Here is a 22852-nt window from a genome sequence, read left to right as displayed (position 1 = left end):
TCGCGATACGGTAACGTTCGGCGCGACACGGCAGCCGTCCGCGTGCCCGGCCGCCTGGCGGGGGGAGACGCGTGGCCGACACCCGTCACAAGGGGACCGATGACTGACTATGGCCGGGGCACTGGCTCCGAATCGTGGTACTCCGACGACCCGCTGTACGGGGACCGGCCAGGCTGGCAGGGGGAGCACGGCACCGCCGCGCCCCACCAGGCGCAGGGCCAGCAGGACCCGGCGCAGGACTCCTGGGACACCTACGGCGGCCAGCAGCAGTACTACCCGCAGCCCGGCGGCGCCCCGGACGCCGGTGCCCCGGGGCACTACTACCCGGAGGACCCCTACGGCCAGCAGTACCAGGGGCAGTTCGATGCCTCGGCGCAGCAGGCCGGCTACCCGGCCACCCAGCAGTTCCCGGCCGCGTCCGGGCACCCGCCGCAGACGCCGCAGGACCACGGACCCGAGCCGTTCCAGCAGGCGCCGCACCAGGTGCAGCAGCCCGGCCCCTACGACGGGCTCCCCGGGGCGCACGGCGACGGCCGCGGCGGCTACGACGGCTATGACAGCTATGACGGTTACGCCGCCGGCCACGGCTCCGGTCCCGGCCCGGACAGTGGCCCGGACAGTGGACCGGGCCAGGGGGGCGGCTACGCCCCCGGCCGCGACGGCGGCCAGGGCAGTCCCGGGGACCGCCACCGGGCGGGGGAGGGCCCCGACCCCGAGACCGGCTGGGACCCCGGCCCTGACCAGGGCGAGCGTGACTTCTTCTCCCGCCGCGATGACGAGGACGACCGGGACGACGGCAGGGACGGCGGCGGCACGACCGGCCGCGCGGGCCGGCGCGGCGGCAGACCCCGCAAGCGGCGGGCGGGCTGCGGCTGTCTCGCCCTCGCCGCGGTCCTCGTCGGCGGCATCGGCACCGTCGGCTACTTCGGCTACCAGGAGTACCAGGAGCGCTTCGGGCCGGCGCCCGACTACGAGGGGCGCGGCACGGGCGAGATCCAGATCGAGATCGCCCAGGGCTCCTCGGCCGCCGACATCGCCGCTGTCCTCTACGAGAACGGCGTCGTCCGCAGCGCCGAGGCGTTCGTCGACGTCGCCCTGGCCAACGAGGAGGCCGCCAGCGGCATCCAGCCCGGCGTCTACACCCTGCGCGAGCGGATGTCCGCCGAGGCCGCGCTCGAGATGCTCACCGACCCCGCCTCGCGGAACAACCTCACCATCCCCGAGGGCTGGCGGGCCACCCAGGTCTACGCCGCGATCGACCAGCGGCTCGGCCTGGACGAGGGCACTACCGAGCAGGTCGCCGAAGAGGCGGACCTTGGCCTGCCGGACTGGGCCGAGGGCGACCCCGAGGGCTTCCTGTTCCCCTCGACCTATCCTGTGGGCCAGGAGACGACTCCCGAGGACGTGCTGCGGGACATGATCGACCACGCCGAGGCCGAGTTCGAGGAGATCGATCTCGAATCGGCCGCCGCCGAGGCCGGCATGACGCCGCGTGAGGCGCTCGTCACCGCCTCCCTGGTCCAGGCCGAAGCACAGGAGGACGAGGACTTCGGCAAGGTCTCCCGCGTCATCGCCAACCGGCTCGAGATCGACATGCGGCTCCAGTTCGACTCGACGGTCAACTACGCGCTGGGCCGCTCCACGCTCGATGTCTCCATCGAGGACACCCAGATCGACTCGCCGTACAACACCTACGTCGAGTACGGCCTTCCTCCCGGCCCGATCTGCAACCCCGGCCACCAGGCCCTGGAGGCCGCGCTCAACCCGACCCCGGGGGACTGGCTGTACTTCGTGACCGTCAGCGAAGGTGACACCCGCTTCACGGCCGACCCGGAGGAACACGAGCAGAACGTCCAGGACTTCAACGAGGCACAGCGCAACCGTTCGGAGCAGGAAGGAAACGGCTGATGACCTCCGCGCCACCGGCCCGCCGGGCCGCCGTCCTCGGCTCGCCCATCGCCCACTCCCTCTCCCCGGCGCTCCACCGCGCCGCCTACCAGGCGCTCGGCCTCACCGGCTGGAGCTACGGGCGGTACGAGGTCGACGAGGAGCGCCTGGCCCCGTTCATAGCGGGCCTGGGCCCCGACTGGGCCGGCCTGTCGCTGACCATGCCGCTCAAGCGCGCCGTCCTGCCGCTGCTCGACGAGATCAGCGAGACCGCCGCGTCCGTGCAGACCGTGAACACGGTGGTCTTCGGGCCCGGCGGGCGCCGCCGCGGCGAGAACACCGACATCCCCGGCCTCGTCGCGGCGCTCGGTGAGCGCGGCGTCCACCGCGTCGAACGGGCCGCCGTGCTGGGCGCGGGTGCCACCGCCTCGTCCGCCCTGGCCGCACTCGGCCGGATCTGCGAGGGCGAGGTCACCGCCTACGTCCGCAGCCCCGCCCGCGCCGCCGAGATGCGCGGCTGGGGCGAGCGGCTCGGCGTCACCGTCCGCACCGCCGACTGGAGCGAGGCGCACCGGGCCCTGGCCGAGCCGCTGGTCATCGCCACCACCCCGGCGGGCGCGACCGACGGCCTCGCCGACCGCGTGCCCCAGGCGCCCGGCACGCTCTTCGACGTGCTGTACGACCCGTGGCCGACGCCGCTGGCCGCCGCCTGGGCGGCGCGCGGCGGGCGCGTCATCGGCGGGCTCGACCTGCTCGTGCACCAGGCGGTGCTCCAGGTCGAGCTGATGACCGGCAAGGCGCCCGGGCCGCTGCGGGAGATGCGCGAGGCGGGCGAGGCCGCGCTGCGGGGCGCCACCGCCCGGCAGTAACGCAGCTCACCGGCCTGCCCCGTCTGGACGGCCCCGGTTCGTGAAAGGATCTAGGCGTACCAGGCACGTTCCACGTTCCCGAGTGCGTACCCAAGGAGCACCGTTGAGCAGGTTGCGCTGGCTGACGGCGGGGGAGTCCCACGGCCCCGCACTGGTAGCGACGCTGGAAGGGCTTCCCGCCGGAGTACCGGTCACCACGGAGATGGTCGCCGACGCCCTGGCGCGCCGCCGTCTCGGCTACGGGCGGGGCGCCCGGATGTCCTTCGAGCGCGACGAGGTGACCTTCCTCGGCGGTGTGCGCCACGGCCTCACTCTCGGCTCGCCCGTCGCCATCATGGTGGGCAACACCGAGTGGCCCAAGTGGGAGAAGGTCATGGCGGCGGACCCGGTGGACGCCGAGGAGCTCGCGGGCCTGGCCCGCAACGCCCCGCTGACCCGCCCGCGGCCCGGCCACGCCGACCTCGCGGGGATGCAGAAGTACGGCTTCGGCGAGGCCCGCCCGGTGCTGGAACGCGCCTCCGCCCGGGAGACCGCCGCCCGCGTCGCGCTGGGCGCGGTGGCCCGCTCCTACCTGCGGGAGACCACGGGCATCGAGATCGTCTCGCACGTCGTGGAACTGGGCGGTGCCGCCGCCCCCGCCGGCATGGTGCCCCGGCCCGAGGACGTCGAACGCCTCGACGCCGACCCCGTCCGCTGCCTCGACCCGCAGGCCAGCGCGGCCATGGTCGAGGTCATCGACCAGGCCCACAAGGACGGCGACACCCTCGGCGGCGTCGTGGAGGTCGTCGCCCACGGCGTGCCCGTCGGCCTGGGCTCCCACGTCCACTGGGACCGCCGCCTCGACGCCCGGCTGGCCGGGGCGCTCATGGGCATCCAGGCCATCAAGGGCGTGGAAGTCGGCGACGGCTTCCAGCTCGCCCGCGTCCCGGGCTCCCAGGCCCACGACGAGATCACCCCGACGCCTGAGGGCATCCGCCGCGCCTCCGGCCGCTCCGGCGGCACCGAGGGCGGCCTGTCCACCGGTGAACTGCTGCGCGTGCGCGCCGCGATGAAGCCCATCGCCACGGTGCCGCGGGCCCTGGGCACCGTGGACGTCACCACCGGCGAGCCCGCCCGCGCCCACCACCAGCGCTCCGACGTCTGCGCCGTCCCGGCCGCGGGCATCGTCGCCGAGGCCATGGTGGCCCTGGTGCTCGCCGACGCCGTGGCCGAGAAGTTCGGCGGCGACAGCGTGGCCGAGACCCGGCGTAACGTCACCGGGTACCTGGACCACATGGAGATCCGGTGAGCGGCCCGCTCGCCGTCCTCGTCGGGCCGCCCGGTTCGGGGAAGTCGACGGTCGGCGCGCTCCTGGCCGAGCGGCTCGGCGTCACGCTGCGCGACACCGACGCCGACATCGAGCGCACCACGGGCAGGTCCGTATCCGACATCATCATCGAGGACGGAGAAGAACCGTTCCGCGAGCTGGAGGCTGAGGCGGTCCGCGCCGCGCTCAGCGAGCACGACGGCGTCGTCTCGCTGGGCGGGGGTGCCGTGGTCCGGCGGAGCACCCGCGAGCTGCTGGCACAGCACCCGGTGGTCTTCCTCGACGTGGCGGCCGCCGAGGCCGTCCGCCGGGTGGGCCTGTCCGCGCCGCGCCCGCTGCTCGCCGTCAACCCCCGCCAGCGCTGGCGCGCCCTGATGGAGGAGCGGCGCCCGCTGTACACCGAGGTCGCCCGTGCGGTGGTGCGCACCGAGGACCTCACCCCGGAGGAAGCCGCCCAGGCCGTCGCCGACGCATTGGAGCTCACGACCACATGACCACCTCTCCGAACGCCCCGGCCGGCGCACCGGCCGGGGCCCCGTCCCGGATCACGGTGGGCCCCAGCGCGGGCACCGCCGCCTACGACGTCGTCGTCGGCCGCCGCCTGCTGGGCGAACTCCCCGGCCTGATCGGGCCAGAGGCCAAGCGGGTCGCCGTGGTGCACCCGGAGGCGCTGGCCGAGACCGGCGAGACCGTGCGCGCCGACCTCGCCGGGCAGGGCTACGAGGCCATCGCCATCCAGGTGCCGAACGCCGAGGAGGCCAAGACCTCCCAGGTCGCCGCCTACTGCTGGACAGCGCTGGGCCAGAGCGGCTTCACCCGCACCGACGTCATCGTGGGTGTCGGCGGCGGCGCCACTACGGACCTGGCCGGCTTCGTCGCGGCCACGTGGCTGCGCGGCGTGCGGTGGATCGCCGTGCCGACGACCGTCCTGGGCATGGTCGACGCGGCCATCGGCGGCAAGACCGGCATCAACACCGCCGAGGGCAAGAACCTGGTGGGCGCCTTCCACCCGCCCGCCGGGGTGCTGTGCGACCTGGCGGCGCTGGACTCCCTGCCGGTGCACGACTACGTGTCCGGGCTCGCCGAGGTCATCAAGGCCGGCTTCATCGCCGACCCCGTCATCCTGGACCTCATCGAGGCCGACCCCGAGGCCGCCCGCGGCCCCGGCGGGCCGCACACCCAGGAGCTGGTGGAGCGGTCCATCAGGGTCAAGGCCGAGGTGGTCAGCGGCGACCTGCGGGAAGCCGGGCCGCGGGAGGTACTCAACTACGGCCACACCCTCGGCCACGCCATCGAGCGCAACGAGCGGTACCAGTGGCGCCACGGGGCCGCGGTCTCCGTCGGCATGGTCTTCGCCGCCGAGCTCGGCCGGCTGGCCGGCCGCCTCGACGACGCGACGGCCGACCGCCACCGCGCCGTGCTGTCCGCCGTGGGCCTGCCGGTGACCTACCGGGGCGACCAGTGGCCCCGGCTGCTGGAGTCGATGCGGGTCGACAAGAAGGCACGCGGCGACCGGCTGCGCTTCGTCGTCCTGGACGGCCTGGCGCGCCCGGCCATCCTGGAGGCCCCCGACCCGGCGCTGCTGGTGGCCGCACACGGCGAGATCGCCGCCTGAACGGCGCTCTGACGACCTGACGACGACCCGACGACGAGGAGACGCAAGGCGCATGAGCCGCCCCGTACTGGTGCTCAACGGTCCCAACCTGGGCCGCCTCGGCTCCCGCGAGCCCGACGTGTACGGCTCGACCTCCTACGCGGAACTGGTCAAGCGGTGCACCGCGCTCGGCGAGGAGCTGGGGCTGGCGGTGGAGGTGCGGGAGACCAACGACGAGGGGGAGATGATCCGCTGGCTGCACGAGGCCGCCGACGGCTCCGTTCCCGTCGTCCTCAACCCCGGTGCGTTCACGCACTACTCCTACGGCCTGCGGGACGCCGCCAGCCAGCGCACCGCGCCGCTGATCGAGGTGCACATCTCCAACCCGTACCGGAGGGAGGAGTTCCGCCACACCTCGGTCGTCGGTGCGGTGGCCAGCGGCACTATCGCCGGGTTCGGCATCGACTCCTATCTCCTCGCCCTGCGCGCGGTCGCGGGCGGGATGGCCAGCTGAAACGGGGCGGCGGCGCCCGGCACTCGCCGGCGCCGCCACTCGTTGCACCGACTGCCAGGCAAGGCGGTACGGTAGGTGACCGGCCGCGCGGCGCACGATCCGACGAGGTACGGAGTGGGGACCTGATGCAGCAGCAGCATGGGATGCCAGCGCCACCTCCCGCGCCGTCCGATGGCGGCAGCACGGGCTTTCTCCAGCTTCCCTCCGGCGGCGCGGTGCCCGCGCCCGGGCCCGCGGCGGCGCCGCCGGACGTCGCGCACGCCGGGGTCGCCGTTCTGCTCATAGGCCCGGCCGGCGCCGGGAAGACCACCGTGGCCCGCTACTGGGCCGACCGCCGCCCGGTGCCCACCGCGCACATCAGCCTCGACGACGTGCGCGAGTGGGTGCGGTCCGGCTTCGCCGACCCGCGCTCCGGCTGGAACGACCGCTCCGAGGCCCAGTACCGGCTGGCCCGCCGCACCTGCGGCTTCGCCGCGCGCAACTTCCTCGCCAACGGCATCTCCTGCATCCTCGACGACGCCGTCTTCCCCGACCGGCCCGCGGTCGGCCTCGGCGGCTGGAAACGGCACGTCGGCCCCGGCCTCATCCCGATCGTCCTGCTGCCCGGCCTGGAGGTCGTGCTGGAGCGGAACGCCGCCCGTACCGGCACCCGCCGCCTTTCCGACGAGGAGGTGGCGACCATCCACGGCAGGATGGCCGGCTGGTACGGCTCGGGCCTCCCCATCATCGACAACTCGCGGCACGACGTCGCCACTACCGCGCGCATGCTCGACGACGCGGTCGCCCACAGCCTGGCGAGCCCGCCGCAGTGGTGACGGGGGCGGCGCGCCGCACGCTCGATAGGACGCGCTAAAGGCGGCCCGCGCCGCTGGGCGTGCGTACGCTCAAGCCATGTCAGACGTTCACGCGGCCCGCCGCGCACGGCTGCGTGCCCGCTGCTCGCCAGCGGGCAGCACGGCCCTGGTCATCACCCGGCCCGCCAACGTCCGCTACCTGGCCGGGCAGGCCCCTCCCGACTCGGCCCTGCTCGTGGGGCACACGGGGGAGGACCTGCTGCTGAGCCGCTGGCACCCGGCGCCCGGTGGCGCGCCGCCGGACGGGGAGGAGGGGGCGTTGCGCACGGTGCTGCTCGACGGCGACACCGACCCGGCCGTGGCCGCGGTGAGCCGGGCCGCCGCGGCGGGGGCGGCCGCGGCGGCGGTGGAGGAGCACCACCTCACGGTCGCCCGCCACCGGGCGCTGGCCGCCGCCGCCCCAGACCTGCCGCTGACGGACCTGGGCCGCGCGGTCGAGGAGCAGCGGCTGGTCAAGGACGAGGACGAGATCGCCACCCTCCGGGCCGCCGCGGAGATCACCGACCGCGCGCTGGGCGAACTGCTGGAGTCGATCCTGGTCGGGCGCACCGAGCGCCACCTCGCGCTGGAGCTGGAGCGCCGCCTCATCGATCACGGCGCCGACGGCCCGGCGTTCCCGACGTCGGTGGCGACCGGCAGCCACTCCGGGCTCGCCGGGCACCGGCCCACCGACCGCCGCGTCGAGGAGGGCGACTTCCTCACCGTCCGCCTGGGAGCGCGGTTCCGCGGCTACCGCTGCCAGATCGGCCGGACGTTCGTCGTCGGCACCAGCCCCGCGGACTGGCAGATCGAGCTGTATGACCTGGTGTTCGCGGCGCAGCGGGCCGCGCGGGAGGCGCTGCGGCCCGGCGCGGAGTGCCGCGAGGTGGACGCCGCGGCCCGCGACCTGCTGGCGGCGGCCGGGCACGGCGCAGCGCTGGGACCTGTCACGGGCCGCGGGGTGGGGCTGGAAATCGGAGAGGACCCTCGGCTGTCACCTGCGGCCATGGGTAGACTGAACGCCTGCGTGCCGGTCACCGTCGAGCCGGGGGTGCATCTTCCAGGGCGGGGCGGTGTCCGCATCGATGACACGCTGGTCGTCCGCCCCCCAGCGGACGGCGGACCCGAGCTACTCACGATCACGACCAAGGAACTCCTCGCCCTGTAACCCAGCGGGGCCGGCGGGGGAGATCCTGGTCGCCCAAGCAGCAGTCGGTAGGAGATTCCAGGCCGTGGCCACCACGAACGACCTCAAGAACGGCATGGTGCTCAAGCTCGACGGCGGCCAGCTGTGGTCCGTCGTCGAGTTCCAGCACGTCAAGCCAGGCAAAGGCGGTGCCTTCGTCCGCACCAAGCTGAAGAACGTGCTGTCCGGCAAGGTGGTGGACAAGACGTTCAACGCCGGGACCAAGGTGGAGACGGCCACGGTCGACCGCCGCGCCATGCAGTTCTCCTACAAGGACGGCGCCGACTTCGTCTTCATGGACTCGGAGACGTTCGACCAGCTCCAGATGACGCCGGAAGCGGTGGGCGAGGCCGCCAACTACCTGCTCGAGGGGCAGGAGTGCACGGTCGCCATGCACGAGGGGAACCCGCTGTTCATTGAGCTTCCCGCCGCCGTCGAGCTGGTTGTGGAGTACACCGAGCCGGGCGTCCAGGGCGACCGCTCCACCGGCGGCACCAAGCCGGCCCGGCTGGAGACCGGCTACGAGATCCAGGTGCCGCTGTTCATCACCACCGGTGAGAAGATCAAGGTCGACACGCGCTCCGGCGAGTACCTCGGCCGGGTGAGCAGCTAACCGTGGCAGCCCGCAGCAAGGCCCGTCAGCGCGCCCTGCAGATCCTCTTCGAGGCGGACCAGCGCGGCAGCGCACCCACCGATGTCCTTGCTGACTGGATACGGCTGGCCCGCACCGACGACCGGCACCCGCCGGTCAGCGAGTACACCATGACGCTCGTCGAAGGCTACGCAGCGCACGCCGAGCGCATCGACGAGCTGATCGCGCAGTACGCCGTCGGCTGGCCGCTGGACCGTATGCCCGTCGTGGACCGGAACATCCTGCGGCTCGGCGCCTTCGAACTGATCTGGGAGGACGGCACTCCCGACGCGGTGGTCCTCGACGAGGCAGTGCGCCTGGCCAGGGAGTTCTCCACCGACGAGTCGCCGTCCTTCGTCAACGGCCTGCTGGGCCGCCTGAAGGATCTGAAACCGACCCTGCGCCGCTGAGGAAGGCTGAGGAAGAGCGTCAGGCAGACCGCGGAACAACCGCAGGCACAAAGCGTGCGGCCGGGTGGCCGAGGGGCGCGGACCGCCCCCTCTCCCACCCGGCCGCGTGCGGCGCACCGCTGGGGAGCCGGAGTCAGCTTTCCTCCGTCTGCACCGCCCGCCGGGCGTCAGGGTTCAGCACGCCCCAGCTGATGAGCTGCTCCGTGAGCACCGAGGGCGACTGGTCGTAGATCACGGCGAGCGTGCGCAGGTCGTCCTGCCGGATCGACAGCACCTTGCCGTTGTAGTCGCCGCGCTGGCTCTGGATCGTGGCGGTGTAGCGCTGGAGCGGGCCCGCCTTCTCGCTGGGCACCGTGGCCAGCCGCTCCAGGTCGAGCACGAGCTTCGGCGGCGGCTCCGCCGCACCGCCCGGCGTCGAGCCCGGCAGCAGCTCCTGCACCGGCACGCCGTAGAAGTCCGCCAGCTCAGCGAGGCGCTGCACGGTCACGGCACGGTCGCCGCGCTCGTACGAGCCGACCACGACCGCCTTCCAGCGGCCCTGCGACTTCTCCTCAACCCCGTGGAGCGACAGCCCCTGCTGCGTACGGATGGCGCGGAGCTTGGTTCCGAGCTGTTTTGCGTATTCGCTGGACATGTGTCTCCCCGGACGGCTTCTTCGTAACTCTTAGTGAGGTTACGCAGCGTAATAAGCGCCGTCAAGCGGAAGCCGGGGAGTCCGCGCTGACCTGCGGCGATGCCGCCCGCTGCCGGGGCCTTTCCTGCCTGCTGGTACGCTCGGCGGTGGTTTCACCCGACGTCCTTTAAGGCCCGTCCCGTGAGGCGGGGAAGGAGGTCCATTCCGCATGGCTACTCAGGACAGCGAGGGCGGGACACGGGCACGCCCCGTGCTCGACGCCCCCGACATCGCGCGGATGCTCACGCGCATCGCCCACGAGATCGTCGAGCGCGCCAAGGGCGCCGGCGACGTGGTGCTCCTCGGCATTCCCACCCGGGGGGTCTTCCTGGCCCGGCGGCTGGCCGCCAAGCTGGAGGACATCACCGGGCACCCCGTGCCCGTCGGCTCCCTCGACATCACGATGTACCGCGACGACCTGCGGCTGCGTCCCGCCCGTGCGCTGGCGCGCACCGAGATTCCCGCCGAAGGCGTTGACGGCCGGCTGGTCGTGCTGGTCGACGACGTGCTCTTCTCGGGGCGCACCATCAGGGCCGCCCTGGACGCACTGGGCGACATCGGCCGCCCCCGCGCCGTGCAGCTCGCCGTCCTCGTCGACCGGGGCCACCGGGAGCTGCCGATCCGCGCCGACTACGTCGGCAAGAACATTCCCACCTCGCTGCGTGAGACGGTCAGGGTCCAGCTCACCGAGGAGGACGGCCGCGACCGCGTCCTGCTGGGTGTGCGCGACTCCGCCGGGACGCGCCACCGCTGACGCCCGCACCGCCCGGGCCCCGCCGCGGCGCCGCCAGCGTGCCCGCCGCACCCCACGAAGACACACGGAAGCCACCGATGAAGCGCCACCTCGTCTCGGCCGCCGACCTCACGCGCGACGACGCCGTGCTGATCCTCGACACCGCGGCGGAACTCGCCCGCGTCGCCGACCGGCCGATCAAGAAGCTGCCGACCCTGCGCGGCCGCACCATCGTCACCCTCTTCTACGAGGACTCCACCCGCACCCGCATCTCCTTCGAGGCCGCCGCCAAGCGGCTCTCGGCCGACGTCATCAACTTCTCCGCCAAGGGCTCCTCCGTCGCCAAGGGCGAGTCGCTGAAGGACACCGCCCTGACGCTGGAGGCCATGGGTGCCGACGCCGTCGTCATCCGCCACCACGACTCCGGCGCCCCCCACCGCCTCGCCACCTCGGGCTGGATCGGCGGCTGCGTCGTCAACGGCGGTGACGGCACCCACGAGCACCCCACCCAGGCGCTGCTGGACGCCTTCACGCTCCGCCGCCGCCTCGCCAGGGACGGCGACGGCACCGGCGGTGACCTGTCCGGGCGCCGGGTGACCATCGTCGGCGACATCCTCCACAGCCGGGTGGCCCGCTCCAACATCCACCTGCTCACCACGCTCGGCGCCGAGGTCACGGTCGTCGCGCCGCCGACACTGCTGCCCATCGGCGTGGAGAAGTGGCCCTGCGCCGTCAGCTACGACCTCGACTCCCAGCTGGCCACGTCCGACGCGGTGATGATGCTCCGCGTCCAGCGGGAGCGGATGAACGCCGCCTACTTCCCCACGGAGCGTGAGTACGCCCGCAGGTACGGCCTGCACGCCGACCGGATGGCCCGGATGCCCGAACACGCCATCGTGATGCACCCCGGCCCGATGAACCGCGGCATGGAGATCACCGCCGAGGTCGCCGACTCGCCGCGCTGCACCGCCGTCGAGCAGGTCAGGGCCGGCGTCAGCGTCCGCATGGCCGTCCTGTACCTGCTGCTGGGCGGCGCCGCCCCCGCCGAAACCGCCACCCGCCCCGAGGAGAGCGCGTGACCACCACCGACACCCCGACCACCCGGACCCTGATCCGCGGCGCGCGCATCCTCGGCGCGGCCCCGGCCGACGTCCTCATCGAGGGCGAGACCATCGCCGCCGTCGGCGCGCGGGCCGAGGCCGCGGGCGCCCGCGTCATCGACGCCGACGGGCTCGTCCTGCTGCCGGGCCTGGTGGACCTCCACACCCACCTGCGCGAGCCGGGGCGCGAAGACTCCGAGACGGTCCTCACCGGCACCCGGGCCGCCGCCGCGGGCGGCTTCACCGCCGTTCACGCCATGGCCAACACCTTCCCGGTCGCCGACACCGCCGGCGTCGTCGAGCAGGTCTGGCGGCTCGGCCGCGAGTCCGGCTACTGCGATGTGCAGCCGGTGGGCGCTGTCACCGTGGGCCTGGAGGGCAAGCAGCTCGCCGAACTCGGCGCGATGCACGACTCCGCCGCCCGCGTGCGGGTCTTCTCGGACGACGGCAAGTGCGTCGACGACGCCGTCACCATGCGCCGCGCCCTGGAGTACGTGAAGGCGTTCGACGGCGTCATCGCCCAGCACGCCCAGGAGCCGCGGCTGACCGAGGGCGCCCAGATGAACGAGGGTGCCGTCTCCGCCGAGCTGGGCCTGGCGGGCTGGCCCGCGGTCGCCGAGGAGTCCGTCATCGCCCGCGACGCCCTCCTCGCCGCGCACGTCGGCTCCCGCCTGCACGTCTGCCACGTCTCCACGGCCGGCTCGGTCGAGATCATCCGCTGGGCCAAGTCCAAGGGCTGGCAGGTCACCGCCGAGGTCACCCCGCACCACCTGCTGCTCACCGACGACCTGGTCCGCTCCTACGACCCGGTCTACAAGGTCAACCCGCCGCTGCGCACCGAGGATGACGTGCGCGCGCTGCGCGAGGCGCTCGCGGACGGCACGATCGACTGCGTCGCCACGGACCACGCCCCGCACCCGCAGGAGGACAAGGACTGCGAGTGGGGCGCGGCCGCCATGGGCATGATCGGGCTGGAGACCGCCCTGTCGGTCGTGCAGCACACCATGGTCGACACCGGCCTGCTCGACTGGGCGGGCGTCGCCGACCGCATGTCCCGCCGCCCCGCCGCCATCGGCCGCCTCGCCGGGCACGGCCGCCCCGTCGCCCCCGGTGAGCCCGCCAACCTCACGCTGCTCGACCCGGCGCACCGTGCCCCGGTCGACCCCGCCTCGTTCGCCTCGCGCAGCGCCAACACCCCCTACGCGGGCCGGGAGCTGCCGGGCCGCGTCGTGCACACGTTCCTGCGCGGCCGGGCGACCCTGCTCGACGGGAGGCTGGTGTGACGGCGGCGCACCTGATCGCCGGACCCGCCTCCCAGCCGGTCACCGACTGGGCCGCGCGCCTGGGCTGGGTCGCCGGGCTGCTGCTGTTCGTCGCCCTCGTGTACTGGCTGATGCGCGAGGGCTGGAAGTGGCGCGCCACCCTCCAGGGCGACCTGCCGCCGCTTCCCCCCATCCCCGCCGGCGCCGCCGGGGACGGCGAGCCCCGGCTGCGCCTGACCGGCCGCTACCACGGCACGACCAGCGCCGGCCAGTGGCTGGACCGGATCGTGGCGCACGGCCTGGGCGCCAGGAGCCGCGCCGAACTCGCGCTCACCGCGCACGGCGTCGAGGTCACCCGGACCGGCGCCCCCGGGTTCCTCATCCCCGCCCGCGCCCTGCGCGGCGCCCGGCTCGACAAGGGCATCGCCGGCAAGGTCCTCACCGAGGGCGCCCTGCTCGTCATCACCTGGCAGCACGGCGACCGGCTGCTCGACTCCGGCTTCCGCTCCGACCACGCCGCCGAGCACCCCGACTGGGTCGAGGCGCTGACGGAGCTGAGCAACGCACGTGACAAGGAAGGTGCACGATGACCACCGCGACGCAGGGAACCGGCCGGGCCGGCGCGCCCCCCGCCATGCTGGTCCTGGAGGACGGCCGCAGCTTCCGCGGCCGCGCCTACGGCGCGGTCGGGGAGACGTTCGGCGAGGCGGTCTTCTCCACCGGCATGACCGGCTACCAGGAGACCCTCACCGACCCCTCCTACCACCGCCAGGTGGTCGTCATGACCGCCCCGCACGTCGGCAACACCGGCGTCAACGACGAGGACCCGGAATCCGGCCGGATCTGGGTCGCGGGCTACGTCGTGCGCGACCCCGCCCGCATCCCGTCCAGCTGGCGCGCCCGCCGCTCCCTCGATGCGGAACTGGCCTCCCAGGGCGTCGTCGGCATCAGCGGCGTCGACACCCGCGCCCTCACCCGCCACCTGCGGGAGCGCGGCGCCATGCGGTGCGGCATCTTCTCCGGCGACGCCCTCGCCGACGAGGCCACCCTGCTGGCCCGGGTCCGCGCCACCCCGCAGATGGCCGGCGCCGACCTGGCCGCCGAGGTCGCTACGACGGAGCCCTACGTCATCCCCGCGCTCGGCGCCAAGCGGTTCACCGTGGCCGCCGTCGACCTGGGCATCAAGAGCATGACGCCGCAGCGCATGGCCGAGCGCGGCATCGAGGTGCACGTCCTGCCCGCCACCGCCAGCCTGGACGAGATCTACGCCGCCTCTCCCGACGGCGTGTTCTTCTCCAACGGCCCCGGCGACCCGGCCGCCGCCGACCACCCCGTCGCCGTCATGCGCGGCGTCCTGGAGCGCGGCACCCCGCTGTTCGGGATCTGCTTCGGCAACCAGATCCTCGGCCGCGCCCTGGGCTTCGGCACGTTCAAGCTCAAGTACGGCCACCGCGGCATCAACCAGCCGGTCATGGACCGGGCGACCGGGAAGGTCGAGGTGACCGCGCACAACCACGGCTTCGCCGTGGACGCGCCCACCGACCGCGTCTCCGACACCCCCTACGGCCGCGCCGAGGTCTCCCACGTCTGCCTCAACGACGGTGTCGTCGAAGGGCTGCGGCTGCTGGACCGGCCGGCGTTCAGCGTTCAGTACCACCCCGAGGCGGCGGCGGGCCCGCACGACGCCCGCTACCTGTTCGACCGCTTCGTGTCCCTGATGGAGGGCCAGCGTGCCTAGGCGCAGCGACATCTCGTCCGTACTCGTCATCGGCTCCGGCCCGATCGTCATCGGTCAGGCCGCCGAGTTCGACTACTCCGGTACCCAGGCGTGCCGCGTGCTGAAGGCCGAAGGGCTGCGCGTCATCCTGGTCAACTCCAACCCGGCGACGATCATGACCGATCCGGAGATCGCCGACGCCACCTACATCGAGCCGATCACGCCGGAGTTCGTCGAGAAGATCATCGCCAAGGAGCGTCCTGACGCGCTGCTGGCCACCCTCGGCGGCCAGACCGCTCTGAACACCGCCGTCGCCCTGCACGAGTCCGGCGTCCTGGCCGCCCACGGCGTGGAGCTGATCGGCGCCAGCGTCGAGGCCATCGCCAAGGGCGAGGACCGCGACCGCTTCAAGGCCGTCGTGGACGCCGTCCGCGAGGTCACCGGCCACGGCGAGTCCGCCCGGTCCGTGATCTGCCACTCCATGGACGAGGTGCTCGCGGGCGTGGAGCGCCTCGGCGGCTACCCCGTCGTGGTCCGGCCCTCCTTCACCATGGGCGGCGCGGGCTCCGGCTTCGCCCACGACGAGGAGGAGCTGCGCCGCATCGCCGGGCAGGGGCTCGCGCTCTCGCCGACCACCGAGGTGCTCCTGGAGGAGTCAGTCCTCGGCTGGAAGGAATACGAGCTGGAGCTGATGCGCGACAAGAACGACAACGTGGTCGTCGTCTGCTCCATCGAGAACCTCGACCCGATGGGCGTGCACACCGGCGACTCCATCACCGTCGCCCCGGCCATGACGCTCACCGACCGCGAGTACCAGATCCTGCGCGACATCGGCATCGCCGTCATCCGGGAGGTCGGCGTCGACACCGGCGGCTGCAACATCCAGTTCGCGGTCAACCCGGCGGACGGCCGCATCGTCGTCATCGAGATGAACCCCCGGGTCTCCCGCTCCTCCGCCCTCGCCTCCAAGGCCACCGGCTTCCCCATCGCGAAGATCGCCGCCAAGCTCGCCGTGGGCTACACCCTGGACGAGATCCCCAACGACATCACGGGGGAGACCCCGGCATCCTTCGAGCCCACCCTCGACTACGTCGTCGTCAAGGCGCCGCGGTTCGCCTTCGAGAAGTTCCCCGGCGCCGACCCGTCGCTGACGACCACCATGAAGTCCGTCGGCGAGGCCATGGCGATCGGCCGCAACTTCACCGAGGCGCTCAACAAGGCCCTGCGCTCCCTGGAGAAGAAGGACGCCCCCTTCGACTTCACCGGCGAGCCCGGCGACAAGGACGCCCTGCTGCGCCAGGCCGCCGTCCCCACCGACGGCCGCCTGGGCACCGTGATGGCCGCTATCCGCGCGGGCGCCACCCCCGAGGAGATCGTCCGCGCCACCGGCATCGACCCCTGGTTCACCGACCAGCTCTTCCTCATCAAGGAGATCGCCGACGACCTGGCCGCCGCCGACCGGCTCAGCGCGGACCTGCTGGCCACCGCCAAGCGCCACGGCTTCTCCGACGCCCAGATCGCCCGGATCCGCGGCCTGCGCGAGGACGTCGTCCGCGAGGTGCGCCACTCCCTGGGCGTGCGGCCCGTCTACAAGACCGTGGACACCTGCGCCGCCGAGTTCGCCGCCCGCACCCCCTACCTGTACTCCACCTACGACGAAGAGACGGAGGTCGCCCCGCGCGAACGCCCGGCCGTCATCATCCTCGGCTCCGGTCCCAACCGCATCGGCCAGGGCGTCGAGTTCGACTACTCCTGCGTCCACGCCTCGTTCGCGCTGAGCGAGGCCGGCTACGAGACCGTCATGATCAACTGCAACCCCGAGACGGTCTCCACCGACTACGACACCTCCGGCCGGCTCTACTTCGAGCCGCTGACGCTGGAGGACGTGCTGGAGGTCGTCCACGCCGAGCAGCAGGCCGGCCCCGTGGCCGGCGTTCTGGTGCAGCTGGGCGGCCAGACCCCGCTGGGGCTGGCCCAGGCGCTCAAGGACAGCGGCGTGCCCATCGTCGGCACCTCGCCCGAGGCCATCAACCTCGCCGAGGAGCGCGGCGCGTTCGGCCGCGTGCTGGCCGAGGCCGGGCTGCCCGCGCCCAAGTACGGCACGGCGTTCTCCTTCGAGGAGGCCAAGGCGATCGCCGCCAGCATCGGCTACCCGGTCATGGTCCGCCCCTCCTACGTGCTGGGCGGCCGCGGCATGCGCATCGTCTACGACGAGGCGGCGCTGGCCGACTACCTCACCCACCACGCCGGCCTGATCTCCGAGCACCCCGTGCTCATCGACCGCTTCCTCGACGACGCCATCGAGATCGACGTCGACGCCCTCTACGACGGCCGGGAGCTCTACCTGGGCGGCGTGATGGAGCACATCGAGGAGGCCGGCATCCACTCCGGCGACTCCGCCTGCGCGCTGCCCCCGATCAGCCTCGGCGGCCACGACATCAAGCGGCTCCGCGCCTCGACCGAGGCGATCGCCCGCGGCGTGGGCGTGCGCGGCCTGATCAACATCCAGTTCGCGATGGCCGGGGACATCCTGTACGTGCTGGAGGCCAACCCCCGCGCCTCCCGCACCGTGCCGTTCACCTCCAAGGCCACCGCCGTTCCGCTGGCCAAGGCTGCCGCCCGCATCTCGCTGGGCGCGACCATCGCCGAGCTGCGCGCCGAGGGCATGCTGCCGGCGCACGGCGACGGCGGCACCCTGCCGATGGACGCCCCGATCTCCGTCAAGGAGGCGGTCATGCCGTGGTCGCGCTTCCGTGACGTCCACGGCCGGGGCGTGGACACCGTGCTCGGTCCCGAGATGCGCTCCACCGGCGAAGTCATGGGCATCGACGAGGTGTTCGGCACCTCCTACGCCAAGTCGCAGGCCGCCGCCTACGGCGCGCTGCCGACCAAGGGCCGTGCCTTCGTCTCGGTGGCCAACCGCGACAAGCGGGCCATGATCTTCCCCGCCCGCGCGCTCGTCGACCACGGCTTCGAGCTGCTGGCCACCTCCGGCACCGCCGAGATCCTGCGGCGCAACGGCATCCACGCCACCGTCGTGCGCAAGCAGAGCGAGGGCCCGGGGCCCAACGGGGAGCCCACCATCGTCCAGCTCATCCACGAGGGCGCCGTCGACCTCATCGTCAACACCCCCTACGGCACCGGCGGGCGCCTGGACGGCTACGACATCAGGACCGCTGCCGTCGCCCGCGGCGTGCCGCTCCTGACCACGGTGCAGGCCCTGGCCGCCGCCGTGCAGGGCATCGACGCCCTCACCCGCGGCGAGGTGAGCGTGTGCTCCCTGCAGGAGCACGCCCGCCGGCTGACCGACGCGCGGAACGGGTGACCGCCGTGGCCGTCTACCCCCTGCTCTTCCGCACGGTGCTGCGCCGCATCGACCCCGAGCGCGCTCACCACCTGGCGTTCGGGTCGATCCGTGCCGCCGGCCGCATCCCCGGCGTCCGCGACGCGATGCGCGCCGTGTTCGCGCCCCCGCACCCCAGCCTGCGGGTGCGGGCGTTCGGGCGCGACCTGCCCGGGCCGCTCGGACTGGCCGCCGGGTTCGACAAGAACGCGGTCGGCGCCGACCAGCTGGCGCTGCTCGGCTTCGACTTCATCGAGGCCGGCACGGTCACCAACCAGCCGCAGCCGGGCAACGAGCGGCCCCGGCTGTTCCGGCTGCCGCGCGACCGCGCTCTGGTCAACCGCATGGGCTTCAACAACGACGGCGCCGCCGCCGTCGCCGCCCGGCTCGCTGCCCGCCGCCCGGGGCCCCGTCCCGTGCTGGGCATCAACATCGGCAAGACCAAGGCGGTGCCGGAGGACGAGACCACCCGCGACTACGCCGAGGCCACCGCCCGGCTGGCGCCGCACGCGGACTACCTGGTGGTCAACGTCTCCTCGCCCAACACCCCCGGCCTGCGCGGGTTCCAGGCCGCCGACCGGCTCGGCCCGCTGCTGACGGCCGTCCGCGAAGCCGCCGACCGCGCGGTGCCCGGCGCCCGCGTCCCGCTGCTGGTGAAGATCGCGCCGGACCTGTCCGATGAGGACGTCGACGCCGTCGCCGGCCTCGCCATCGAGCTGGAGCTGGACGGGATCATCGCCACCAACACCACCACCGGCCGCGAGGGCCTGCGCACGCCGCCCAGGGCCGTCGCCGCGCTCGGCCCGGGCGGCCTGTCGGGCGCGCCGCTGAAGCAGCGCTCCCTGCACGTCCTGCGGCGCCTGTACGCGCGCACCGAGGGCCGCCTGACCCTCATCGGCGCCGGCGGCATCGAGACCGCCGACGACGCCTGGGAGCGGATCCTGGCCGGCGCGACGCTGGTGCAGGCGTACAGCGGGTTCATCTACGGCGGCCCCGCCTGGGCCCGTACCCTCCACCGGGGCCTGGCCGCGCGGCTGGCTGCCAGCCCGTTCGCGACGCTGGCGGAGGCCACCGGCGCCGGGGCACGCGAGGCGCGGTCATGAGCGCCCCCGAGCCGTTCGGCGCCCGGCTGCGCCGCGCCACCGCCGCCCGGGGCCCGCTGTGCGTCGGTATCGACCCGCACGCGTCGCTGCTGGCCGCCTGGGACCTGCCCGACGACCCGGCCGGGCTGGAACGCTTCGCCCGCACCGTGGTCGAGGCGCTGGCCGACCGCGTCGCGGTGCTCAAGCCGCAGTCCGCGTTCTTCGAGCGGCACGGCGCGCGCGGCCTGGCCGTCCTGGAGCGGGCCGTGGCCGAGGCGCGGGAGGCGGGGGCGCTGGTGCTGCTCGACGTCAAGCGCGGCGACATCGGCTCCACCATGGCGGCGTACGCCGAGGCATACCTGGCGCCCGGCGCCCCGCTGCGCGCCGACGCCGTGACGCTCAGCCCGTACCTGGGGTTCGAGTCGCTGCGCCCGGCGTTCGACCTCGCCCGCCGCCACGGCGCGGGCGTGTTCGTGCTGGCCCGGACGTCAAACCCGGAGGGCGCCGAGGTGCAGACGGCCACCGCGCCGGGCGGCGGCACGCTCGGCGCGCGGATGCTCACCGCGCTCGCGCGCGAGAACGCCGGAGCCCGGCCGCTGGGTTCGTTCGGCGCCGTCGTCGGCGCCACGCTGCGCCCCGAGGACGCCGCCGGGCTGCCGCTGGCCATCAACGGCCCGCTGCTGGCCCCCGGCATCGGTGCGCAGGGCGCCACCGCGGCGGACCTGCCCGGCCTCTTCGGCGAGGCGCTGCCCGACGTCCTGCCCAGCGTCAGCAGGGAGATCCTGCGGCACGGCCCCTCGCCCGCCGGGCTGCGGGCCGCCGCGGCCCGCCAGGCGGAGGGCCTCGCGGCCGTCCTCGGGGCCACCGGCTGAGCCCGCCGGGGGCGCCAGGGGCGCGAGCGGCGTGGTGATATGGCTGAAAAGAGCGTATTGTTCCGAGGCTGACCAGGACTTTTTGACGATTCTCGCTGACTTGAGGCCGCAACGGCCGCTAGTCTCCGTCGAGAGCGGAGCACCCGGGCGCGTTGCTCGTTGCTCCGCCGGTGCGGGGCCACTAGGTTCCTCACCGATTCCGTATCCGACAGTTCGACACCCGAGGTGACGTAGGCGTGGCTCTTCCGCCCCTAACCCCTGAACAGCGCGCAGCCGCGCTTGAGAAGGCCGCCGCGGCTCGCCGGGAGCGCGCCGAGGTCAAGAATCGGCTCAAGCACTCCGGCGCCTCGCTGCACGAGGTCATCAAGCAGGGCCAGGAGAACGATGTCATCGGCAAGATGAAGGTCAGCGCACTGCTGGAGTCGATGCCTGGCGTCGGCAAGGTCCGCGCTCGCCAGATCATGGAGCGGCTCGGTATCTCCGAGAGCCGCCGGGTCCGCGGTCTTGGCTCCAACCAGATCGCCGCGCTGGAGCGCGAGTTCGGCGGCGGCACGGCCTGATTTCCCGGCTCCGCCGGGAACCGGGATAATCGCCGCATGAACGATCGTCCACGGCTGACGGTGCTCTCCGGCCCTTCCGGGGTCGGGAAGAGCACGGTCGTCGCCCACCTGCGCAAAGCCCATCCGGAGGTCTGGCTTTCCGTCTCTGCCACCACGCGCAGACCACGTCCCGGAGAGCGGCACGGCACGCAGTACTACTTCGTGGACGATGAGGAGTTCGACAAGCTCATCGCCAACGGCGAACTGCTGGAGTGGGCCGAGTTCGCCGGGCACCGTTACGGGACCCCCCGCCGCGCCGTGATGGAACGGCTGGCGGCGGGGGATCCCGTGCTCCTGGAGATCGATCTCCAGGGCGCCCGCCTGGTGCGCCAGTCCATGCCGGAGGCGCGGCTGGTGTTCCTCGCCCCGCCCAGCTGGGAGGAGCTCGTCCGCCGGCTCAGCGGGCGGGGCACCGAGCCGCCCGAGGTGATCGAGAAGCGTCTCGCGGCGGCCCGCACGGAGCTGGCCGCCGAGTCGGAGTTCGACGTCACGCTGGTCAACACCTCCGTCGAGGACGTCGTCGCCGAGCTGCTAGCCTTGGTGAGCTGAAACGGGGGCGATCGCGCCCCGCGACCACCCAGCGGAAGGCAGAGCGTGTCCTCTCCCATTGCCACGCCCGAGGGCATCATCAACCCGCCGATCGATGAGCTGCTCGAGGCCACGGACTCCAAGTACAGCCTCGTGATCTACGCCGCCAAGCGCGCGCGCCAGATCAACGCGTACTACTCGCAGCTCGGCGAGGGCCTGCTGGAGTACGTCGGCCCCCTGGTGGACACCCACGTCCACGAGAAGCCGCTGTCGATCGCGCTGCGCGAGATCAACGCGGGTCTTCTCACGTCCGAGGCCGTCGACACCCCGGCGGAGTGACGCCGCCTGGCACGGGAGACGGCGGCGGCCCCCGGGTCGTCCTGGGGGTAGGCGGCGGCATCGCCGCCTACAAGGCGTGTGAGCTGCTGCGCCGTCTCACCGAATCCGGCCACCGGGTACGGGTCGTGCCGACGGCCGCGGCGCTGCGCTTCGTCGGCGAGCCCACCTGGGCGGCGCTCTCCGGCGCCCCGGTGACCACGACCGTCTGGGAGGGCGTCCACGAGGTGCCGCACGTGCGGCTCGGGCAGGAGGCCGACCTGCTCGTCATCGCGCCCGCCACCGCCGACCTGCTGGCCAAGGCGGCCTCCGGGCTGGCCGACGACCTGCTGACCTCGACCATCCTCACCGCCCGCTGCCCCGTGGTCTTCGCGCCCGCGATGCACACGGAGATGTGGGAGCATCCGGCGACCCAGGACAACGTCGCGACGCTGCGCCGCCGCGGCGCCGTGGTCGTCGAGCCGGCCACGGGCCGGCTGACCGGCGCCGACAGCGGCAAGGGCCGGCTTCCCGAGCCCGCCGAGCTGTTCGAGGTCTGCCGCCGCGTGCTCGACCGGGGGGCCGCCGCCGTCGCGCCCGACCTCGCGGGCCGGCACGTCGTCGTCAGCGCGGGCGGTACCCGTGAGCCGCTGGACCCGGTCCGCTTCCTGGGGAACCGCTCGTCCGGCAAGCAGGGTTACGCCCTGGCGCGCACGGCGGTCGCCCGCGGCGCGCGCGTCACGCTCGTCGCCGCGCACACGGCGCTGCCCGACCCGGCGGGCGCCGACGTGGTCCGCGTCACCACCGCCGAGGAGATGCGCGAGGCGGTCACCAAGGCCGCCGCGTCCGCCGACGCCGTGGTGATGGCCGCGGCCGTGGCCGACTTCCGGCCGGCCCAGCGGGCGACCAGCAAGATCAAGAAGACGGACGCCGACCCCGCGCCCGTCGTCCTCGTGCGCAACCGGGACATTCTCGCGGAGCTGGCGGCCGCCCGCCGCCCCGGGCAGGTGGTCGCCGGGTTCGCCGCCGAGACCGACGACGTGCTGGCGGCCGGCCGGGCCAAGCTCGTCCGCAAGGGCTGCGACCTGCTCGTCGTCAACCAGGTCGGCGACGGCCTCGCCTTCGGCACCGACGACAACGAGGCGGTCATCCTGGCCGCCGGGGGCGGCAGCACTACGGTGCCGCGCGGCCCCAAGGAGGCGCTGGCCGACCGGATCTGGGACGAGGTACGGCGCCTGTGGGAGGAACCCAGCGCCGGGTAGCCGCCAAGGGGGGCGTCTCGCAGTGCGGGCGCCCTCCCGCGGGGCATCCGGGCGCGGATAGAATGATCCGAATCCGGCCCGCCGCCCGCGGCCGGCGGAGAGTCAAGCCAGCAGCCGCTGCGAACCCAGGGAGCGA

23 protein-coding genes are annotated in these 22852 nt (G+C 73.6%); 22 read left to right on the top strand and 1 reads right to left on the bottom strand.

From position 1 onward, the window contains the following. Window positions 1–99 precede the first annotated feature (99 nt). The 10 genes from mltG (at window position 100) to nusB (ending at window position 9230) form a co-directional block, all read left to right on the top strand. On the top strand, window positions 100–1908 hold the full coding sequence (gene mltG, locus JK356_RS11435) for an endolytic transglycosylase MltG (RefSeq protein ID WP_201867549.1): 1809 nt from the start codon (window positions 100–102) through the stop codon (window positions 1906–1908). Next, window positions 1908–2756 (top strand): shikimate dehydrogenase, encoded by an 849-nt coding sequence (locus tag JK356_RS11430; RefSeq protein WP_201867548.1) that lies wholly within the window; start codon window positions 1908–1910, stop codon window positions 2754–2756. Before mltG ends, JK356_RS11430 begins: the two co-directional genes overlap by 1 nt. A gap of 103 nt (window positions 2757–2859) precedes the next feature. Beyond that, a complete protein-coding gene (gene aroC / locus JK356_RS11425; RefSeq protein WP_201867547.1) occupies window positions 2860–4044 on the top strand; it encodes a chorismate synthase in 1185 nt (394 codons plus the stop codon). Beyond that, window positions 4041–4556, top strand: coding sequence for a shikimate kinase (locus JK356_RS11420; protein ID WP_201867546.1), 516 nt, complete (start codon window positions 4041–4043; stop codon window positions 4554–4556). Before aroC ends, JK356_RS11420 begins: the two co-directional genes overlap by 4 nt. Continuing rightward, on the top strand, window positions 4553–5677 hold the full coding sequence (aroB, locus tag JK356_RS11415) for a 3-dehydroquinate synthase (RefSeq protein ID WP_201867545.1): 1125 nt from the start codon (window positions 4553–4555) through the stop codon (window positions 5675–5677). The genes JK356_RS11420 and aroB overlap by 4 nt, the downstream gene beginning before the upstream one ends. 52 nt (window positions 5678–5729) lie before the next feature. After that, window positions 5730–6170: a type II 3-dehydroquinate dehydratase gene (gene aroQ, locus JK356_RS11410; RefSeq protein ID WP_201867544.1), complete on the top strand. Its 441-nt coding sequence runs from the start codon at window positions 5730–5732 to the stop codon at window positions 6168–6170. After that, complete coding sequence (locus tag JK356_RS11405; RefSeq protein ID WP_236671177.1) at window positions 6167–6985, top strand: AAA family ATPase; 819 nt, start codon at window positions 6167–6169, stop codon at window positions 6983–6985. Before aroQ ends, JK356_RS11405 begins: the two co-directional genes overlap by 4 nt. Window positions 6986–7061: 76 nt before the next feature. Next, window positions 7062–8171, top strand: a complete 1110-nt coding sequence (locus tag JK356_RS11400; RefSeq protein ID WP_201867542.1) for a M24 family metallopeptidase — start codon at window positions 7062–7064, stop codon at window positions 8169–8171. Between the two features lie 64 nt (window positions 8172–8235). Continuing rightward, window positions 8236–8802, top strand: coding sequence for an elongation factor P (efp, locus tag JK356_RS11395; RefSeq protein WP_201867541.1), 567 nt, complete (start codon window positions 8236–8238; stop codon window positions 8800–8802). A 2-nt stretch (window positions 8803–8804) separates the two neighbouring features. Continuing rightward, a complete protein-coding gene (nusB, locus tag JK356_RS11390; protein ID WP_201867540.1) occupies window positions 8805–9230 on the top strand; it encodes a transcription antitermination factor NusB in 426 nt (141 codons plus the stop codon). Window positions 9231–9363: 133 nt separating this feature from the next. Here nusB and JK356_RS11385 read toward each other — a convergent pair whose 3' ends face one another. Continuing rightward, window positions 9364–9864: a transcriptional regulator gene (locus tag JK356_RS11385; RefSeq protein WP_201867539.1), complete on the bottom strand. Its 501-nt coding sequence runs from the start codon at window positions 9862–9864 to the stop codon at window positions 9364–9366. Between the two features lie 208 nt (window positions 9865–10072). Between JK356_RS11385 and pyrR the strand changes: the two genes are divergently transcribed. From pyrR to coaBC, 12 genes are all read left to right on the top strand, one after another. Continuing rightward, window positions 10073–10657, top strand: coding sequence for a bifunctional pyr operon transcriptional regulator/uracil phosphoribosyltransferase PyrR (gene pyrR / locus JK356_RS11380; protein ID WP_201867538.1), 585 nt, complete (start codon window positions 10073–10075; stop codon window positions 10655–10657). Between the two features lie 77 nt (window positions 10658–10734). After that, window positions 10735–11715 (top strand): aspartate carbamoyltransferase catalytic subunit, encoded by a 981-nt coding sequence (locus JK356_RS11375; RefSeq protein ID WP_201867537.1) that lies wholly within the window; start codon window positions 10735–10737, stop codon window positions 11713–11715. Next, window positions 11712–13019 carry a dihydroorotase gene (locus tag JK356_RS11370; protein ID WP_201867536.1) on the top strand — a complete coding sequence of 436 codons (1308 nt, stop codon included), beginning with the start codon at window positions 11712–11714 and terminating at the stop codon, window positions 13017–13019. The genes JK356_RS11375 and JK356_RS11370 overlap by 4 nt, the downstream gene beginning before the upstream one ends. After that, a complete protein-coding gene (locus JK356_RS11365; protein ID WP_201867535.1) occupies window positions 13016–13588 on the top strand; it encodes a hypothetical protein in 573 nt (190 codons plus the stop codon). The genes JK356_RS11370 and JK356_RS11365 overlap by 4 nt, the downstream gene beginning before the upstream one ends. Beyond that, window positions 13585–14736: a glutamine-hydrolyzing carbamoyl-phosphate synthase small subunit gene (gene carA / locus JK356_RS11360; RefSeq protein ID WP_201867534.1), complete on the top strand. Its 1152-nt coding sequence runs from the start codon at window positions 13585–13587 to the stop codon at window positions 14734–14736. Before JK356_RS11365 ends, carA begins: the two co-directional genes overlap by 4 nt. After that, window positions 14729–18040, top strand: coding sequence for a carbamoyl-phosphate synthase large subunit (gene carB, locus JK356_RS11355; protein WP_201867533.1), 3312 nt, complete (start codon window positions 14729–14731; stop codon window positions 18038–18040). The genes carA and carB overlap by 8 nt, the downstream gene beginning before the upstream one ends. Window positions 18041–18045: 5 nt before the next feature. After that, complete coding sequence (locus JK356_RS11350; protein ID WP_201867532.1) at window positions 18046–19161, top strand: quinone-dependent dihydroorotate dehydrogenase; 1116 nt, start codon at window positions 18046–18048, stop codon at window positions 19159–19161. Next, entirely contained in the window at window positions 19158–20012 is an 855-nt protein-coding gene (pyrF, locus tag JK356_RS11345) for an orotidine-5'-phosphate decarboxylase (protein ID WP_201867531.1), read from the top strand. The genes JK356_RS11350 and pyrF overlap by 4 nt, the downstream gene beginning before the upstream one ends. A gap of 236 nt (window positions 20013–20248) precedes the next feature. Beyond that, entirely contained in the window at window positions 20249–20572 is a 324-nt protein-coding gene (locus tag JK356_RS11340; RefSeq protein ID WP_201867530.1) for an integration host factor, actinobacterial type, read from the top strand. A 36-nt stretch (window positions 20573–20608) separates the two neighbouring features. Beyond that, a complete protein-coding gene (gene gmk / locus JK356_RS11335) occupies window positions 20609–21160 on the top strand; it encodes a guanylate kinase (protein ID WP_201867529.1) in 552 nt (183 codons plus the stop codon). Window positions 21161–21205: 45 nt separating this feature from the next. Then, window positions 21206–21478 carry a DNA-directed RNA polymerase subunit omega gene (gene rpoZ, locus JK356_RS11330; RefSeq protein ID WP_201867528.1) on the top strand — a complete coding sequence of 91 codons (273 nt, stop codon included), beginning with the start codon at window positions 21206–21208 and terminating at the stop codon, window positions 21476–21478. Next, window positions 21475–22716, top strand: a complete 1242-nt coding sequence (gene coaBC / locus JK356_RS11325; RefSeq protein ID WP_201867527.1) for a bifunctional phosphopantothenoylcysteine decarboxylase/phosphopantothenate--cysteine ligase CoaBC — start codon at window positions 21475–21477, stop codon at window positions 22714–22716. The genes rpoZ and coaBC overlap by 4 nt, the downstream gene beginning before the upstream one ends. The last annotated feature ends 136 nt before the right edge of the window (window positions 22717–22852 follow it).

The organism is Streptomyces sp. 7-21 (assembly GCF_016741785.1).
In the GTDB taxonomy this organism is placed as follows: domain Bacteria; phylum Actinomycetota; class Actinomycetes; order Streptomycetales; family Streptomycetaceae; genus Streptomyces.
The sequence above is the reverse complement of the archived record's forward strand: the minus strand, read 5'-3'. Positions and strand labels throughout refer to the sequence as shown.

Bases quoted from the DNA above. Each gene is read 5' to 3' on its own strand.
- aroQ (WP_201867544.1), top strand. From the start codon at position 5,730: ATGAGCCGCCCCGTACTGGTGCTCAACGGTCCCAACCTGGGCCGCCTC.
- JK356_RS11400 (WP_201867542.1), top strand. From the start codon at position 7,062: ATGTCAGACGTTCACGCGGCCCGCCGCGCACGGCTGCGTGCCCGCTGC.
- JK356_RS11375 (WP_201867537.1), top strand. From the start codon at position 10,735: ATGAAGCGCCACCTCGTCTCGGCCGCCGACCTCACGCGCGACGACGCC.
- gmk (WP_201867529.1), top strand. From the start codon at position 20,609: ATGAACGATCGTCCACGGCTGACGGTGCTCTCCGGCCCTTCCGGGGTC.
- carA (WP_201867534.1), top strand. From the start codon at position 13,585: ATGACCACCGCGACGCAGGGAACCGGCCGGGCCGGCGCGCCCCCCGCC.
- JK356_RS11385 (WP_201867539.1), bottom strand. From the start codon at position 9,864: ATGTCCAGCGAATACGCAAAACAGCTCGGAACCAAGCTCCGCGCCATC.
- pyrF (WP_201867531.1), top strand. From the start codon at position 19,158: ATGAGCGCCCCCGAGCCGTTCGGCGCCCGGCTGCGCCGCGCCACCGCC.
- aroB (WP_201867545.1), top strand. From the start codon at position 4,553: ATGACCACCTCTCCGAACGCCCCGGCCGGCGCACCGGCCGGGGCCCCG.
- pyrR (WP_201867538.1), top strand. From the start codon at position 10,073: ATGGCTACTCAGGACAGCGAGGGCGGGACACGGGCACGCCCCGTGCTC.
- JK356_RS11430 (WP_201867548.1), top strand. From the start codon at position 1,908: ATGACCTCCGCGCCACCGGCCCGCCGGGCCGCCGTCCTCGGCTCGCCC.
- mltG (WP_201867549.1), top strand. From the start codon at position 100: ATGACTGACTATGGCCGGGGCACTGGCTCCGAATCGTGGTACTCCGAC.